Annotated in this window: 18 protein-coding genes and 1 tRNA gene; 10 read left to right on the top strand and 9 right to left on the bottom strand. The window is 70.2% G+C overall.

Features of this window, described 5'->3' with window-relative positions; translation table 11 throughout:
* Positions 1-5: 5 nt before the first annotated feature.
* Together VFW71_14440 and VFW71_14435 are read right to left on the bottom strand one after the other, a co-directional pair.
* Positions 6-500 (bottom strand): FMN-binding protein, encoded by a 495-nt coding sequence (locus VFW71_14440; protein ID HEU5003957.1) that lies wholly within the window; start codon positions 498-500, stop codon positions 6-8.
* Positions 497-1882: a ferredoxin reductase family protein gene (locus VFW71_14435; protein HEU5003956.1), complete on the bottom strand. Its 1386-nt coding sequence runs from the start codon at positions 1880-1882 to the stop codon at positions 497-499. Before VFW71_14435 ends, VFW71_14440 begins: the two co-directional genes overlap by 4 nt.
* Before the next feature lie 99 nt (positions 1883-1981).
* On the opposite strand from VFW71_14435, the gene VFW71_14430 reads away from it, so the two are divergent.
* The 4 genes from VFW71_14430 to VFW71_14415 all read left to right on the top strand — a co-directional run bounded on the left by VFW71_14430 (position 1982) and on the right by VFW71_14415 (position 4843).
* Entirely contained in the window at positions 1982-2449 is a 468-nt protein-coding gene (locus VFW71_14430; GenBank protein HEU5003955.1) for a hypothetical protein, read from the top strand.
* Between the two features lie 10 nt (positions 2450-2459).
* Positions 2460-4010: a hypothetical protein gene (locus VFW71_14425; protein ID HEU5003954.1), complete on the top strand. Its 1551-nt coding sequence runs from the start codon at positions 2460-2462 to the stop codon at positions 4008-4010.
* Positions 4007-4681, top strand: a complete 675-nt coding sequence (locus tag VFW71_14420; GenBank protein ID HEU5003953.1) for an ABC transporter ATP-binding protein — start codon at positions 4007-4009, stop codon at positions 4679-4681. Before VFW71_14425 ends, VFW71_14420 begins: the two co-directional genes overlap by 4 nt.
* An 88-nt stretch (positions 4682-4769) precedes the next feature.
* Positions 4770-4843 (top strand) — tRNA-Ile (locus VFW71_14415).
* A gap of 69 nt (positions 4844-4912) precedes the next feature.
* Here VFW71_14415 and VFW71_14410 read toward each other — a convergent pair.
* Positions 4913-5191: a hypothetical protein gene (locus tag VFW71_14410; protein HEU5003952.1), complete on the bottom strand. Its 279-nt coding sequence runs from the start codon at positions 5189-5191 to the stop codon at positions 4913-4915.
* Positions 5192-5295: 104 nt separating this feature from the next.
* Here VFW71_14410 and VFW71_14405 point away from each other — a divergent pair, with 104 nt between their 5' ends.
* From VFW71_14405 to VFW71_14390, 4 genes are all read left to right on the top strand, one after another.
* The gene (locus tag VFW71_14405) at positions 5296-5991 is read left to right on the top strand and encodes an ArsR family transcriptional regulator (GenBank protein HEU5003951.1); all 696 of its coding nucleotides are present in this window, start codon (positions 5296-5298) and stop codon (positions 5989-5991) included.
* Positions 5992-6042: 51 nt separating this feature from the next.
* Positions 6043-6342: a ferredoxin family protein gene (locus tag VFW71_14400; protein HEU5003950.1), complete on the top strand. Its 300-nt coding sequence runs from the start codon at positions 6043-6045 to the stop codon at positions 6340-6342.
* A gap of 114 nt (positions 6343-6456) precedes the next feature.
* On the top strand, positions 6457-6924 hold the full coding sequence (locus tag VFW71_14395) for a cupredoxin domain-containing protein (GenBank protein ID HEU5003949.1): 468 nt from the start codon (positions 6457-6459) through the stop codon (positions 6922-6924).
* 112 nt (positions 6925-7036) lie between these two features.
* Positions 7037-8818, top strand: a complete 1782-nt coding sequence (locus VFW71_14390; protein ID HEU5003948.1) for a molybdopterin-dependent oxidoreductase — start codon at positions 7037-7039, stop codon at positions 8816-8818.
* Positions 8819-8930: 112 nt separating this feature from the next.
* Here VFW71_14390 and VFW71_14385 read toward each other — a convergent pair whose 3' ends face one another.
* Complete coding sequence (locus tag VFW71_14385; GenBank protein HEU5003947.1) at positions 8931-9695, bottom strand: aldo/keto reductase; 765 nt, start codon at positions 9693-9695, stop codon at positions 8931-8933.
* A gap of 372 nt (positions 9696-10067) precedes the next feature.
* Here VFW71_14385 and VFW71_14380 point away from each other — a divergent pair, with 372 nt between their 5' ends.
* On the top strand, positions 10068-10997 hold the full coding sequence (locus VFW71_14380; GenBank protein ID HEU5003946.1) for a tyrosinase family protein: 930 nt from the start codon (positions 10068-10070) through the stop codon (positions 10995-10997).
* Positions 10994-11446, top strand: a complete 453-nt coding sequence (locus VFW71_14375) for a hypothetical protein (GenBank protein HEU5003945.1) — start codon at positions 10994-10996, stop codon at positions 11444-11446. Before VFW71_14380 ends, VFW71_14375 begins: the two co-directional genes overlap by 4 nt.
* 34 nt (positions 11447-11480) lie before the next feature.
* On the opposite strand, the gene VFW71_14370 is transcribed toward VFW71_14375, so the two are convergent.
* From VFW71_14370 to galE, 5 genes are all read right to left on the bottom strand, one after another.
* The gene (locus VFW71_14370) at positions 11481-12221 is read right to left on the bottom strand and encodes an IPT/TIG domain-containing protein (protein HEU5003944.1); all 741 of its coding nucleotides are present in this window, start codon (positions 12219-12221) and stop codon (positions 11481-11483) included.
* Positions 12218-13288, bottom strand: a complete 1071-nt coding sequence (locus VFW71_14365; GenBank protein HEU5003943.1) for a sigma factor-like helix-turn-helix DNA-binding protein — start codon at positions 13286-13288, stop codon at positions 12218-12220. The genes VFW71_14370 and VFW71_14365 overlap by 4 nt, the downstream gene beginning before the upstream one ends.
* 84 nt (positions 13289-13372) lie before the next feature.
* The gene (locus VFW71_14360; GenBank protein ID HEU5003942.1) at positions 13373-13855 is read right to left on the bottom strand and encodes a DinB family protein; all 483 of its coding nucleotides are present in this window, start codon (positions 13853-13855) and stop codon (positions 13373-13375) included.
* 11 nt (positions 13856-13866) lie between these two features.
* Positions 13867-14622 carry a MerR family transcriptional regulator gene (locus tag VFW71_14355; protein ID HEU5003941.1) on the bottom strand — a complete coding sequence of 252 codons (756 nt, stop codon included), beginning with the start codon at positions 14620-14622 and terminating at the stop codon, positions 13867-13869.
* Positions 14623-14747: 125 nt separating this feature from the next.
* Positions 14748-15716: a UDP-glucose 4-epimerase GalE gene (galE, locus tag VFW71_14350; GenBank protein ID HEU5003940.1), complete on the bottom strand. Its 969-nt coding sequence runs from the start codon at positions 15714-15716 to the stop codon at positions 14748-14750.
* Between the last annotated feature and the right edge of the window lie 484 nt (positions 15717-16200).

Raw genomic sequence — 16200 nt, 5'->3', positions numbered from 1 at the left:
GGCGGTCAGACCCCCGCCTTCGTGAGTGCCGCCTGCAGGGACTGGGCGAAGGAGTAGCTGGTGTAGGTGGCCCCCGAGATGGTGTCGATCTGGGCGCTCTGGGCGGCCAGCGCCTCCCGGCGCAGCAGCGGGCCGGCCACCGAGGATATGTAGGCCGACCGGGCCCGGTCGGTGGGCAGCTCCGGGGTCTGGACGTCGGTGATCTTCGATCCCTGGAGGGTGAGCACCACCTGCACCGGGCCGAACTGGTTGGTCTCGACCGGGCCGGAGACGGTATGGGCTGCCGTTGCCGGCGGGGCGGCGGCGGTGGGGGCCGGCGGTGCGACCGTGGTCGGCGGGGGGGCCTCGGTGTCGGGGCCGGGGGTGGGCGAGGCGCTCGCCGCCGGAGGCGAGGCCCCGACTGCGATGCGGAGACTCTGCGGGGCGGAGGAGGTCTTGTAGCGCAGCAGCCCCACCACCAGGACGGCGGTGACCAGGCTGACCAAGAGAGCACGTCTCATAGCTCGAAATCCTCCACGTGGATATGGCGCCGGGGGATCCCGGCGTGACGGAGGCCGGCGATCGCCTGTTGGCGCATGCCCGCAGGCCCGCAGACGTAGGCGTCGTGGCGGTCGATCCCCGGCACCAGCCTCTTCAGGGTGGCCGGGTCGAAGCTGTTGGCCCGCTTGCGCCGGGGACCCACCAGGTAGTGCACCTGGGCGCCGGTGATCGCCGCCAGCTGGTCGATCTCGTGCCGGAAGGCCAGGTCCGCGTCGGAGCGGGCCCGGTAGAGCAGGGTCAGGTCCCCGGGGCGGGCCGGCAGGATCTCCAGCATCGCCCGCAGGGGCGCGATGCCCACGCCGGCGCCCACCAGCAGCACTTTCCGGCGGGTGCGGCGGGCCTCGGTGAAGGCCCCGTAGGGACCCTCGGCAAAGACACGGGTGCCCACGGGTACCCGTTGCAGATCCTCGGTGAAGTCGCCGGCCGCCTTCACCATGATCCGGAGCCAGTTCCCGTTCGGTGCCGCCGACAGGGAGAACGGGTGGGCCTGCCACCACCCTTGCCGGGTGAGGAAGCGCCACAGGAAGAACTGGCCGGCATCCACCTCGAGGTCGTCCAGATGGCGCCCGCCGATGTAGATCGAGACGACGCCGGGGGCCTCGCGCACGACGTTCACCACCCGTAGCCGGTGGCGAAGGGCGTTACGCAGCGGGAGGGCCACCCGGTAGGCGAGCAGGTTGCCGAAGGCGATGACGTACAGCGCGATCCACAGGGCCCGGTTGGCCGGGTAGGTGACGAAGTCGTTGCCGGTGGCGAAGACGTGGGCGAAGGAGAGGGCGATCGCCAGGTAGATGTACAGGTGGATGAAGTACCAGGTCTCGAAGCGCAAACGCCGGCGGGCCGCCCGGGCCGAGGCGATGCCGACGGCCACGAAGATGCCGAGGGCGGCGGTGGCCATGAGGACGTCGGGATAGCTGAGGACCACGACGCCGGTCTCATGCGGGATCGAGGCGTGGTCGGTCAAGGCGTAGCCCCAGATGGTGAGCACCGTGTGCGCCACCAGCAACGAGATGGCGTACTGCCCGTTGCGCTTGTGCCACACCGCCAGGCGATCCATCCCGATGAGGCGGTCCAGCCACCGCACCCGCCCCATGAGCACCACCTCCACCAGGACGAGGTAGGTGCCGAGCAGGCCCGTGATCCGCCCCGCGGCGGTGAGCTGGGCGCCGAGGCCGGTCAGGGAGGCGGCCAGGGTGTCGTGCCACCACAGCAGCAGCACCACGGCACCACCCACGCCGACCAGGGCGAACACCAACCCTTCCCGCACGGGCTGGGGCAGGCTGGCGAGCGACCGGATGCCGGTCGGCGGGCGGTGAAAGGGGGGCGACGCTGCCTGTGCCATCCCGGCCAGGATCACAGGGCAAGGTGAACCGTTGCTGGGACTTGGCTTAGGGAAGGTTGTGAGCCGCGTCGTGCCCCGCCCGGCCGGTACCCTGCAGGCGTGGCGACTGAAGAAGGGGGTGGGACGCCGGCTGCGGAGCCGGCAGCTCCTGCTCCGACACCGGCTCCGGCGAAGAAGCGCCGCCACGGCCTGATCACGCTCGAGGTACTGACCGTGCTGATCGTGGTGGGGCCGATCGTGGCCGTCATCATCGCCCACAGCGGGCGCACCACCCCGCCGCCAGGGACCTTCTCCATCCAGGTGCGCAATGACGAGGTCAACACCCTCACCGTCCGGACCTGCGCCCGCGGATGCGCGTCGGGGAGCCCGTCGCTGGTACTGACCCCGGGGGCGTCTGCCCAGCTCTCGGTGTCGTCCAAGGGCGTTGTCAGCCGGTTCTACGTCATCGATTCCACCGGTTCGGTGTCCGGCTGCCTGCCGCTGCTGTTCACCCGCAAGGTGTCCAACGTGACCGTCCTCACCAGCCAGGCCGAGGCCTGCCCCGGGTCGCCCTTGGCGGAGCCCTAGACTGCCGCAGGTGTATGCGGACGCCATCGTCGACCTGCGCCGGGCTCGCCGGCGCCGTCGGCTCCAGAAGATCAATGTCTCGGAGGCCCTGTACCGCGGCTACCTGACGGTCATCTGCGTCGCCGCCGGGGTCTGGGTACTGGCCAACCTGCCCAAGGACACTCACGTCAACCCGCACCACGTGGCGGTCGCCGCCGCCCACGGGCCGGCGGCCGTCGGCCTGGTGGTCGCCTTCGCCGTCGTGCTGGCCATCCGCTCCGGTTCCCGGGGCGGCCCGCTGGTGCTCGAGGCGCCTGACATCCAGCACCTCCTGCTGGCCCCCCTGCCCCGGGTCGAGGTCCTGCGGACCCCCGCCCTGCAGCGGATCCGGACGATGGTCCTGGGCGGGGCGGTCATCGGCGCCGTGGTGGGACTCCTGGCGTCGAAACGGTTCCCCAAGCTGCCGGTGGCCTGGGTGGCTTCGGGAACTGCCGCCGGGGCGATCGCCGGGGGCCTGATGGTGGGCGCCGGACTGTTGGCGTCGGGGCGCCGGCTGCGCCCGTGGCTGGCGTCGCTGATCTCCCTGGCGGTGCTCGGGTGGTCCGTGCTGGATCTGCACTTCCACGTCGAGACCTCCCCGATGACGTTGGTGGGGCGGGTGGCCCTGGCCCCGATCGTTGGCGGGGTGTGGTCATGGGCCATCGTCCTGCTGCCGGTGGCGGTCATCGCCCTGGCGCTGGTGGCGCTGGGCGGGATCTCGCTGGAGGCCGCCATGCGCCGGGCGTCCCTGGTGGGCCAGCTCCGGTTCGCCCTGGCGGTGCGCGACCTGCGGACCGTGGTGGTCCTCGCCCGCCTGCTGGCCGAGGAGCGCCCCCGCCGCCGGCCGCTCATCCGGCTCCGGCCCTCGTCGGGCACGTTCTGGGCGGTGTGGAAGCGGGACTGGCAGGGGCTGCTGCGCTGGCCGGGCGCCCGCCTCATCCGGGTCGTCGTGCTGTCGGCGATCGCCGGGGCGGCGCTGCGGGGCGTGTGGGAGGGCACCACCCCTCTCCTGCTGGCCGCCGGGGTGTGCCTGTGGCTGGTCGGGATGGATGCCGACGTGGGCCTGGCCGGCGAGGTGGACCGATCCGACACCGCCAAGAGCCTGCCGGTCGAGCAGGGCGAGCTGCTCCTGCGCCACGTCCCGGCCAGCGTCGTGGCGGTGATGCTGGTCGCCGGGGCCGGGGGGCTGGCGGGAGCGCAGATCACCGGGTTCAGCGCCAAATCGCTGCAGTTGGCCATCGTGATCCTCCCCGTGGCCGCAGTCGCCGCCGTGGCGGCGGCGGCGGTGAGCACGGTGCGCTCGGTGTACGGGTCGGGGAGTGGCCTGTTCGCCTTCTCCCCCGAGGCAACCGGCATCACGGTGGTGATCCGGGAGATCCTGCCCCCGGCGATCGCCACGACCGGAGTCCTGCCGGTGTGGGCCGCCCACCACCTGGCGAAGCGCCCGGCAGTGGAGCTGTCGGTGGCGACCTCGTGGGGCTGGCTGCCGCTGTTCGTCTCCGGGCTGGTGGCGGTGTGGCTGTCCTACCGGGGGCTGAAATGAGCAAGCTGGTGGTCGTCGATGCCCTGACCAAGTCCTACGGGGACCTGGTGGCGCTGGACAAGGTGTCGCTGTCGGTGGCCGAGGGCCAGCAGGTCGCCCTGCTGGGGCTGAACGGGTCGGGGAAGACCACCCTGCTGCGCATCGCCGCCGGCCTGCTGGAGGCGACGTCGGGCAAGCTGCTGATCGACGGCTTCCAGGCCGGCACGCACGAGGCCCGCCAGGCGGTGTCCTACATCCCCGATGCGCCCGTGCTGTACGACGACCTGAGCGTCAACGAGCACCTGGAGTACATCGCCCGGCTGCACGAGACCGAGGGCTGGCAGGCGCACGCCGACGACCTGCTTTCCCGGCTCAACCTCGCCCACCGGGCCGAGGACCTGCCGTCCACCTTCAGCCGGGGTCTGCGCCAGAAGGTGTCCATAGCCCTGGCATTCGTGCGCCCCTTCGACGTGATGCTGGTGGACGAGCCCTTCGTCGGCCTGGATGTGCCCGGCCGGGCGGCCCTCCTGGAGCTGCTGCGCACCTCAGCCGAGGACGGGGCGGCGATCATCGTGTCCACCCACCAGAGCGAGTACCTGACCCAGGCCACCCGCTGCGTCGGCCTGCGGGACGGGAAGCTGATCTACGACGGGAAGCCCACCCAGAAGGCCGAGGCCGAGATCCTGGCGTGAGGGGTTGCTTGGGCCGGGCGGGGGGGCCCGTCCGCGTAACGTTTTTATCGAGGGGTGATAAAAACGTTCACGAGCGGCCGGAATGCGGGGGCCCGTAGCTCAGTCGGTCAGAGCGGTGGACTCATAATCCATTGGTCCCAGGTTCGATCCCTGGCGGGCCCACAACTAACACTAAATGTCCTGGGCAGAGGCCCAGTTTCGAGTGTCCGTTCATCTCGGATGCTACCAATGTCACAGACCAGTGTCACCCGGCCGCTTCTCGATGGTGAGGGGACGCACCGGCATCGGTTCCCCGGTACGCGCGAGGGCGGCTCGATCCATTCCCCTGCGCACGGCCTGGGCGAAGACCTGGGGATCCACCGCCGGCGGTGCCTCAACCAGCGTGGCGCGGCCCTCGTTCGCGGCGCGGTAGGTCACCTGCTCTCCGAGATAGCCCGCAAGCTCGGCCCGGACCTGATCAATGGCCACGTCGCAGACCAAGACTGCCCGTTCACCCTCAAATGTGCACATAGCATCTCCTCCTAAGACCGCTCATCCGGGCGCTCCCCAGCCATCCCGCGGGCTAGTGTTGACGAACATAATTTTAATGGGAAGCGTCCTATATACTAGCCGTCGTGGCGATCTCCGGCCCAGGTCCAGGCACTGACCCCAGCATCCGGCGCCATCACGCGCTCGGGACGGCGAGCCGGGCCGGGCTCCTCGACGTCCTCGGGCGGACACCGGGCGGGGTCGATGCGAAGCGGGCCGCAGCCGCAGTCGGCCTGCATCACACCACCGCCCGCTGGCACCTTGAGCTGCTCGTTCACGAGGGCTTGGCCAGGCGGCGGACGGAGGAGCGGTCGGCGCCCGGCCGGCCCAGGGTGCTCTATGAAGCGATCGCAGATGAGCAGGTGGCGCAGCCCTCGGGCTACCAGCTGCTGGCACGGATCCTCTCCAGCTACGTTGCCACCGCTCAGGATCCCGCCGCCACCGGGAAGGAACTGGGGGAGACCTGGGGCCGCTTCCTGACCGACCGGCCCTCGCCGCTCGAGCGAATCTCCGCTGACGATGCCCTCGGCCGCCTGCTCGCCCAGTTCGCCACCTTGGGCTTTCAGCCCGAGCTGACGAGCGACGGGACCGGCGACCACATGCTGCTCCATCGGTGCCCCTTCCGGGAGGTCGCCGCCGAGCGTCCCGACCTGGTGTGCTCGATCCACCTCGGCTTGATGCGGGGAGCGCTGGCCGAGCTGGGCGCTCCCGTCACCGTCACCAAGCTTCTTCCCTTCGTTGAGCCCTCCCTGTGTGTGAGTCATCTGCAGCGGACGGCGTAATGGCCCCGTACCCACGGCAATGTCAGCCCCGAAGGAAAGGATGCGAGCCGGATGGCCTATGTGATCTGTGAGCCGTGTATCGGCGTCAAGGACCGCGCCTGTGTCGACGAGTGCCCGGTCGACTGCATCTACGAAGGGCCGGATCAACTCTTCATCAACCCCGAGGAGTGCGTGGACTGCGATGCCTGCCTACCGGCCTGCCCGGTGGACGCCATCTACCCGGCAGACACCGTTCCCGCCGTCTGGAAACGCTACATCACCCTGAATGCGCAGTTCTTTTCCGACAACCCGGAGGCCAGCGGTGGTGCTTCGGAAAGTCCGTTCGCGCCGAGCGAGGAGCGCGGCGGCTAGACCTACGGCCGGTGGGGACAGGTCGAAGGCCAACAGAAGGGGGTGGATGGAGGCAGTTCGAGCACGTCACGGGAGAGCCAGCCCTGGCGGGTCGCCGGGAAAGGAGGAACAGGTATGAGAACAGTTGTTGTTGCCCTGAGCCTGCTCGCATTGTTCGGTGCGGGCTGCACCAAGACCAATACAGGGCTGGCCACCCCGCGTGAGAGCTCCCGGACAACCGTCGGCGCCACACCCGCCAGCACTGCGGTGCCACTCCCGACCCCCAGTGGCCCGGTCACTGACAAGGGCCATGTTGACGACACCAATCAGGGAGCCAACGTCTCGCTGGAGATCAATGCCGCCGACAACTACTTCACCCCGACATTTGTTGAGGTAGCACCCGGTGCGACCGTCCATGTGACCGTCAAAGACACGGGAATAGGCGTTCACACCTTCACGATCCCCGGCACCAACACCAACATTATTCTCAATCCTGGCCAGTCCGGGGCCGCCACCTTCACGCTCCCCCAGACGGGATTCCTGACCTTCATCTGCTCCTATCACCAGGCACTCGGGATGCAGGGGGCGTTCTATGTCCCATAGCCTCCCAGCGGCCTCGGAAATCGACATGGCCCGTGGGCTCCCGCCAGGGCTGGCCGGTTGGCGATCCCGCCGATGCTCACCGCTGCTGTTATAAACATGCGGGTGGACGGCAATGACCACCCAGTCCGGTAGCCCGGAGGCCGCACTGCCGGCCGCCGACCAGACTCCGGGCGACGTCGCCGGGTACCGGGCCCGTCTGTCGCAGGGCGGGAACGCCATCGACCCCGAGACCTGGGCGGGCTCGTTGCCGACTGCCCAGGGGATCGGCCCTCGGGTGCGCCTCGGGCGGGACCGGTGGTTCAACCTGCTGTGGCTGTTACCCATCGGCTTCGTGGGCCTGATCGTTGCCGTTGCGGTCGCCCAAGGCTTACGGCACGTGCCCGCGGTGCAGCGGTTCATTGGCCGCTACCCGGGGATGGTGGCCTCGCCGGACACCCGCCCCGGCCTGCCCTGGTGGGTGGATGCCCAGCACTTCCTCAACGTCTTCTTCATGATTTTCATTATCCGGGCGGGCATCCAAATCCTGGCCGATCACCCCCGGCTGTACTGGACCCGGCACAGCACCCCGGGCCGGGACTGGTTCCGCTTCCAGAGGCCGGTCCCGACCGACCCGCTCTGGACGGCAAAGCAGGACTCGGTCGGCCTGCCCCGCCATCTCGGCCTGCCCGGGCTCCGTCATTCGATCGGCCTTGCCCGCTGGTGGCATCTTGGGGTCGATGTGCTGTGGCTGGTCAACGGAGCTGTGTTCTACTTGCTGCTGTTTGCGACGGGCCAGTGGCGCCGGATCGTCCCGACCACATGGAAGGTGTTCCCAAGCGCTGCGTCCGTCCTGATCCAGTACCTCTCGCTGCACTGGCCGATCGAGAACGGCTGGGCGGCCTATAACGGCTTACAGCTCCTGGCTTACTTCATCACCGTGTTCGTGGCGGCTCCGGCCGCTCTCATCACCGGCCTGGGCATGGCCCCGGCGTTGTCTACCCGGTTGAAGTCCGTCAGCCGCCGGCTGTCGATCCAGGTCGCCCGCTCGCTGCATTTCCTCGTCCTGTGCTGGTTCCTGTTCTTCATCGTCGTCCACGTCACCCTGGTGTTCAGCACCGGCCTGCTGCACAACCTCAACCACATCTACGCCGTGCGCAACGATGCCAGCTGGGTCGGCTTCGGCGTCTTCTGTTGCTCCATGGTCCTCCTGGTGGTCGCCTGGGTCGCGGCCACCCCCTTCACCCTGCGCCATCCCCGGGTCGTGCAGCGAGTCGGCTTTGCCCTCGTGGGCCCGTTCCAGCGACTCTTCGAGCACGTCGACGCTAGTCCCGGCCAATACACCGAGAGGGACCTCTCCCCCTACTTCTGGCACAACGGCGCCTTCCCCACCACCGCGGAGTACCAGCGCCTGTTCGACGGGGGCTTTGCAGACTGGCGGCTCAAGATCCACGGCCTGGTCGGCAACCCGGTCGAGTTGACCCTCGATGAGCTCCGGGCGCTGGAGCCTCACGACCAGATCAGCCAGCACTTCTGCATCCAAGGCTGGTCGGGGATTGCGAAGTGGAGCGGCGTCTCCATGCAGACCATCCTCGAGCTGGTCCGTCCCGCTCCGGAGGCCCGCTGGGTAGTGTTCTACTCCCTGGGCGACGGTCCGGACGGAGGCTTGTACTACGACGCCCACCCGATCGAGCAGATGCGCTACCGCCTGACCATGCTTGCTTACGAGATGAACGGCCAGCCGCTGTCCTATGGCCACGGTGCTCCGCTGCGGCTGCGCAATGAGATCCAGCTCGGGTTCAAGCAGGTCAAGTGGCTAGCCGGGATCGAGTTCGTCGCCAACTTCTCGGAGGTCGGGGGTGGCTACGGCGGCTACAACCCGGACCACGAGTTCTTCGGCTACCGGCAGTCGATCTAGTCCTTCTCAGCGGCGGTGGCGAGGCGTGTCTGCCGTAACAAACCCGTTGCGCTAAAGACGCCAAGGTGCGCTTCTGGGGGAGCGTCTGAGGCTGACGAGAGTGTTCGCCGACTCAGGCCAGGGCCTGGTACTCCTCGTCGCTCAAGGCGATCTCCAGGGCAGCCAGGTTCTCCCGGACGTGCGCAACCGAGAGCGTGCCGGGGATCGGCAAGGTGGTGGGGGAGCGGTGGAGCAGCCACGCCAGGGCGATCTGGGTCTCGGTCGCCCCATGGGCCTCGGCGATGCGGGCGAGGGCCGGGTGGCGCCCGTGCAGCGGGAAGTAGGGCACGAACACGAGTCCCTGGCCGGCGCAGTAGTCCACGACTGCATCCCACTTGCGCTCCGACAGGTTGTAGTGGTTCTGCACCGCGGCGATCGGGGCCACGGCCTGTGCCCGCTCGATCTGCTCGACGCTGACCTCGGAGATCCCGATGTGGCGGACCTTGCCGGCGTCCTGGCACTCCTTGATCGCTCCGAGGCTCTCCTCGAGGGCGACCTGCGGGTCGACCCGGTGCAGGTAGTACAGGGCGATCGCGTCGGTGCCGAGCCGCTGGAGGCTCTCCTCGATCTGGGCCCGCAACACCTCCGGCCGGCCCTCGCCGGGGCGGAAGCCGCCCTTGGTGGCCACCACAACGCCGTCCGGGTCCGGGCCGAAGGCTGCCCCGATGGCCGACTCGCTGTCCCCGCCCTGGTAGAGGTGGGCGGTGTCGATGTGCCTCAGGCCTTCGCCTGCCGCCGCCCGGATAAAGGCCTGGTTGGCCCCGGTGGAGGTGAGCCGGTTGGTGCCCAAGCCGATCCGGGGAACGTCGCTGTCGCCGAGTTGCACGGTCCGGTTCATGTCGCATTCTTACCCGGCTGGTGCCCAGGTCCCCCGGCCGCCCGCTGGGCCCTCGGCCCTCACGCCAAAGGTCTGGTTTGGGCTGCACGTTCTGGGGAGGTTCTGGTCCCATCTCGGGCCAAAAACCTCCCCAGTCCCCCCATGCCATCGCCAGGCACCGCGCCCCAAGCATGACGACGAGACGGCCGGTCAATGGGCTGCCTGGACGGGGCTGTCCCCAGCAGATTCGCACCCGGCTTTTCGTGTCAGTCCGGGTCGCGACCAGGCCCGGCCCGCCGTGCGGACGGCTAACCTTAAGAATTGCTGGACAGCCTGTGGCGCAATCCCCTATCCTGGACTCTCCTGTTACTTCGGGCGAGACGAGGTTGACCCATGAGCGCCACCGCCGCACGCCTGCTGACCACCGCCGTTCCCCCGTCCCTCGTCCGGGTCGCACCGCGGGTGCGCCCGAATGTCGACGCCATGAGCTCCACGCAGCTCGCCAGCTTCCGCCAGGCGTTCTCGGGTGCCATGGGCGTGAACGACGACCGTGGCTTCCAGCACCAGGCCGGCATCCACGGCCTGCCGCTGCCGATGTACTGCACCCACGGCAGCCCCCTGTTCCTGCCCTGGCACCGTGCCTACCTCTACTTCTTCGAGCTGGCCCTCCAGGACCAGGTGGCGGGTGTCAGCCTGCCCTGGTGGGACTGGACCAGTGCGGCCTCGCACCAGCACGGCCTCCCGGCGGCGTATACCGACACGTCAGGCAACAACCCGCTGACCGGGTCGGCGATCAACGCCCAGGCGGTGCAGCAGGGCCCCAGTGTCGGTATCCAGCACCCCCCGACCCACACGAACCGCTCGCCCAGCCCGGTATCCGAGCTGCCCACGCCCGCGGACGTCACCTCGGTGCTGGCCCTCGGCGACTTCCTCGACTTCTCCACGCAGGTGGAGCAGATCCACAACAACGTCCACGTCTGGGTGGGCGGAACGATGAGCGAGATCCCCCTGGCGGCCTACGACCCCGTCTTCTGGGCACATCACACCATGATCGACCGCCTCTGGCGGCTCTGGCAGCTGAAGCACCCCACGGCCGGGGTTCCGTCGGGCCTGATGAACGAGGCGCTGCCTCCGTTCCCGATGACCGTCAGCCAGACGCTATCGGTCACCACGCTGGGCTACGACTACGCCACGGCCGTCGCCCGGCTCCCGATCCCGATCGCCAAGCTGGCCCAGGCCACCTTCGTCCCGGTCCCCGGTCCCGACCCGGGCCCCGAGGTGCCCGGCGTGACCCAGGTTGTTGAAGGGGGTGCTGCGCAGTGAGCGACGCCACGGTCGCCGAGACGATGGACCTGCCCATCGGCCATACCGAGTTCCGCCGGGCCGACCTGGTGTTCGTCGGGGTGGACCACTCCGGGCCCAGCTACAAGATGGTGATCCGCATGCTGGGCCACGACGCCAGCGGTGCCCAGGTGGCCGACGTCGAGGCCGGCTCGTACACCATCTTCGGCCACGGGGGCTGCTTCGGCGACGAGGGCCACTGCGACGTGCGGGCGCCGGTGAGCAGCTTCGACTACCGCCGGCCGCACCAGCTCTCGCCCATCGCCGTGGTGGTAGTGATCACCGAGGCGCTGAAGTCGCTGGTGCGGGCGGGGGCGACGCAGTTCCGCATCGCCGCCACGCCGGTGGTGAAGGAGAGCCCCTTCGCCAAGGCCGAGGATGCCGAGGGCATCACCCTGCCCGAGGAGATCGAGCTCAGGATCTACGACTGACCGCTCCCGGCCTGCGGGCCGGGCACGGATCCGCCTACGGGCCGGGCACGAAGGTGAAGAGGGCGGACCCGCTCTCGTTGGACGGCACGCCGGCCACCTGCACGGTGACCGGGACCTGTCCGGCCGCGTGCGGCGGGGCGATGGCGATGATCTCGCCGTCGGAGTCCACCGCCACCTCGGGGCTGGCCGACTGCCCGAACATCACGGTGGCGGGCCCGTGGCTGAAGCCGGCCCCGGCGATCCCGACCGTCGTACCGCCGCCGACCCGCCCGGTGGCGGGGGAGATCGCGGTCACGACCGGACCCTGGTGCGCCGCAGGGGACGGAGATGCCGCCGGGGACGGGCGCGGGGACGTCTTCGGGCCGGGCGACGGTGAGCGGGCCGGGCTCGGCGACGGAGCAGGCGAGGGCGCCGGACTGGCAGCCGGGCTCGGTGAGGGGACCGGGGGTGGGCTCGCCGCCGGCGAGGGGGTGGGGGGGACGAGGATCGGGTAGGGCGACGGCGAGACCGAGTCGACAACCAGCGGTGAGGGCGAATGCTGGGCGGCGGTCGGTAAGCCATGCCCCCGGGCCAGGGCGGCGACCGCCACCACGGCGATCATCGCTGCGGCCCCCGCCAGCACCACCGTGCGCCGGGGCTGCTTGGCGAGGTGGCGCGGCCCCAGGGCAGCGGTCATCCGCCTCTGGGTCTGCGCCCACAGGCCCTCGGGGGGCTCCACCCCGGCGACGTTGGCATGCAGTGCCGCCCGCAGGCGCTCCTCGAAGTTGTCGCTCATGGCTCGGGCTCGGAAGCTTCGACGTGCGCCGGTGCCTCGTCGCCCACTGCATCCGGGGCCGCGTCGAGTTCCGCCACCGCCGACGATCCGGCGGCCTCGGGCCCCGGCTGGAAATCGGTCTCCGGCTCGGATGCGGTCCCCGGCAGCAAGCCCGCCGCGGGCTTGTCGGCTGCGACCTTGTCGGCTGCAGACTCCTCAGCCGCACGGGCGTCGGCCGCAGGCAGGTCCGGTGCCGGCTCCGGGTCGGGCTCGGGCGCGCTCGCCTCGGGCTCGGGCGCGCTCGCCTCGGGCTCGGGCGGCGCGGGCGACGGATCCGCCTCAGCTGCGGGGAGGCCGGGCTCCGCACGCGCCTCCACCGGCGGCTCCGGGACGATCACGGCTGCCGGCTCCGGCGCAGGGACGTCGCTCCCAAGCTCCGGCGTGGCCGGCTCCTCGGCCATCGCCGCCGCCGGTGGGCCCGGCTGGCCCTCCACCACCGGGGGTGCGTCATCGATCTCGACCCACGACTCGGCGTCCCCGACCGCCTCGGGCTGGGTGATCCACGACACGTCGTGCCCCGCCTCGGGCGGGGGCGACGGGGGCGCAGCCCGGGGCCTGCTCTCGTCGGGCAGGGCCAGGGCACGGCGGAGCTGGCGCACGCCCTTCTTGCTCTCCGCCTTCACCGTCGACAGGGACAGCCCGGTCGCCTCGGCGGCGTCCACGGGGGAAAGGTCGGCCTGGTAACGCAGCACCACGAGGGTGCGCCGGCGGAGCGGGAGGGCCTGCAATGCCCGGCGGATCGGGTCGTCCCCGGGCGAGCCCGGGGCGGGCGGCGCCTGGCCTCGGGTCCGGCGGAGGCGGGTGTTGATCTCCCGCACGATCGTCCTGCGCACCGCCGCGAGGTCGGCCGCACCGCCGGCCTTCGCCCGCGGCCAGACCCGGGCGAACCCTTCCGCCACCACCTCGGCGGCCAGGCGGGGATCGCCGCAAATCTGGAGTGCCAGGCCGTACATCGAGGCCTCGTGTGCCCGGAAAAAGGCCTCGAAGGCGGCCTCGGTCTGGCCCTGGGCGGGGTCCGTCTGGCTCATTGTGGGTTCCGGCGCAGCCATCTGGTCAAATCGACCAAAGCTTAGCCCAGCCGCGGGCAGAAGTACGGGAAATCGTGCAGCAGGCTATGCGTGACCCTGGGCTGCGGCGTAGGCCGCCTGGGCTTGGGCGAGGTGGTCGGGCAGGTGCCCGGTGAGCACCCGCTGAACGACCTCCGGCAGTGAGATGGTCCCCCACACCTGGTGCACGCCGGTGGCCGACCACCCGGTATCGGGGATCGCCGCCAGCTGTGAGCTTGCCTGGGCGCCCGCTTCGGTCATGGCCCGCACCATGTCGACCACCGAGTCGTCCTTGTGCTCGGCGACGTACCCGGTGCGGACGCTGTCGTCCAGGCCCCGCCCGAAGGACCGGCCAGGCTCGGCGGCGAGGGCAACCATCACGTCGGGCCAATAGCGCAGCACCTCGGTGACGTGGGCCATGAGCTGCATGACGGTCCATTCGGTGTCGGCGGGGGCCACATAGAGCAGCGCCGGGTCGGCGGTGCCCAGCCACGCAGTGATGGCGCCCACCTGCTGGTCGAGCGCCGCCGCCACCGAGGGACCGTCCATTGCCGCGCAGGCTATACCGACTGCCGGTCGGCGTTGGCGGCGATGGCGGTGCGCAGCCATTCCGCCAGCCCCGGGGCCAGCTTCTCGTAGTTGGCGGTGAAACGGGGATCATTGACGTACATGTCGCCCAGGCCCCGGTGCATCGCCGGGGGGCAGTCATAGAACCAGCGGGAGATGTGCTGGCGGTGCTCCTCGGCGAGGTCCATCGCCCGCCCACTGGCCGGCTCCGCCCCCGCCCGGAAGGCCTCGACGATGCGGCCCTCGTTCGCCGAGCTCTCCGCCTTGATCGCCAGCCAGTCCGCTTTGGTGTGGGTCGAGACCCGGCGCATCGACTGCTGGTAGGCCTCGGTCTCGCCCCACCGCTCCTCGGCTTCGTCGGCGTACTCCTCGGGGACCCGGTCGCCGAAGATCTCGAGGCGCTCCTCGGGTGTCAGTTGAATGCCCATGTTGTATGCCTCCATTTCCTTCTCGACGGCCGCCACCAGGTCCTGTAGGTGGGCGATCCGCCGCCTGAGCAGCCGGTGCTGGCGGCGCAGGTGCGACCCAGCGTCGGCGAGGTTGTCATCCAGGATCCGCCCCACATCGGACAGGGCGAAGCCGAGTTCCCGGTAGAACAGGATGCGCTGCAGCCGCTCGATGTCCTGGCCTCCGTACCGCCGGTAGCCGGCGGGACTCCGCACGCTCGGCGAGAGCAGCCCGATCTCATCGTAATGATGTAACGTCCGGATCGTCACACCCGCGAGCCTGGCCACCTGGCCGACCGTCAAGCTGCTGGCTACCACGAGGTCATCGTAGAGCCTGACGTAACGTGAGGGTCAAGCGATTGTCGCTGAGAACTCTGGTGGCTACCCGGCGGGGACGGCGACGCCTTGCCCTGCGCCTGCTGATCTAGTCAGGCCCCCCAGGCGGCCGAGTGGAACGCCCAGGCGTCGCCGATGATCGCCTCCAGGCCCGGTTTGCGGGCCTCCCAGCCCAGCTCGGCCCGGATGCGCTCGCTGGAGGCCACCAGCACCGGGGGGTCGCCGGCCCGGCGCGGCGCCTCGACCGCCGGGATCTCCCGGCCCGTCACCCGGCGGGCGGCCTCGATCACCTCCCGCACCGAGTAGCCCTCCCCGTTGCCCAGGTTGTAGATCGCATGCCGCCCGGCCACGCAGGCGTCCAGGGCCAGGAGGTGGGCTTCGGCGAGGTCCTCGATGTGGATGTAGTCCCGCACCGCAGTGCCGTCGGGGGTGGGGTAGTCGGTGCCGAAGATCGAGACGCTCGGCCGGCGGCCGGCGGCGGCGGACAGCACCAGGGGGATGAGGTGGGTCTCGGGGTCGTGGCGCTCGCCCCGCCCGCCCGAGGCGCCGGCGACGTTGAAGTAGCGCAGGCTGACCGCCCCCAGCCCGGCGGCCGCCGCCTCGAAGCCGATCGCCATGTCCATGGCTAGCTTCGAGGCCCCGTAGGGGTTGGTGGGGACGGTGGGGTCGCCTTCCCGGATGGGGGTGGTGGCCGGTGCTCCGTAGGTGGCCGCCGTGGACGAGAACACGAGCCGGCCGACCCCCGCCTTCCGCATCGCGTCCAGCAGGTTCAGGGTCCCGACGATGTTGTTGCGGAAGTAGAGCGTCGGCTGCTCCACCGACTCGCCTACCAGCGAGAGGGCCGCGAAGTGCAGCACGGCGTCGAAGCCGGTCCCGGCCACGGCGACCATCCCCCGGGCGTCCAGGAGGTCGATGTCGAGGAAGGCCGCCCCGTCGGGCACGGCATCGCGGTGGCCCCGGCAGAGGTTGTCGGCGACCACCACCTCGTGGCCCCGCTCCACCAGTAGAGCGCTCACGATGCTGCCGATGTAGCCGGCACCGCCGGTGACGAGGATCCGCATACGGCGCCCGATCTTACCGGCGAGTTTCTGGCGACGGCCGCCCTGGCCGTGGTGCCGGGATGCTCCTATCGATAGTCAAGCGGCGGCGGCGACCGGTTGGGGGGACTTGGCGAGCAGCGCTGCGTTGGACTGCCGGTCCCCCCCGGTTCAGGCGGTGGCGGACCACCCTGCCGCCGGAGGCCTCGGGGGGCGCCGCCGCCCACAGCTTTGGCGACATCATTCGGGGGACATTCGTCACACTACCCGGGACAAATGTCCCAGACATCCGCGAATCGGAGCAACACACCCAGGCCTACACACCCAGGCCCACCGCTAGAACTGTGGCCAGCCGGGCGGTGCCTCGGGGGCTGTGGCGGGCACGGCCCTCGGAGGCGAGCAGGATCCGAATCCGCGTGGGACCGCGGTACCGCCGCACCGCGGCCAAGAGAATGCCGTCCGGCCTGACAGGAGTGGGATTAGTTCTCTCTCAGAGAAGGGGAAATGC

This window comes from Actinomycetota bacterium (assembly GCA_035765775.1).
Lineage (GTDB): Bacteria > Actinomycetota > CADDZG01 > JAHWKV01 > JAOPZY01 > DASTWV01.
This window is presented reverse-complemented; position numbering and strand designations above follow the sequence as displayed.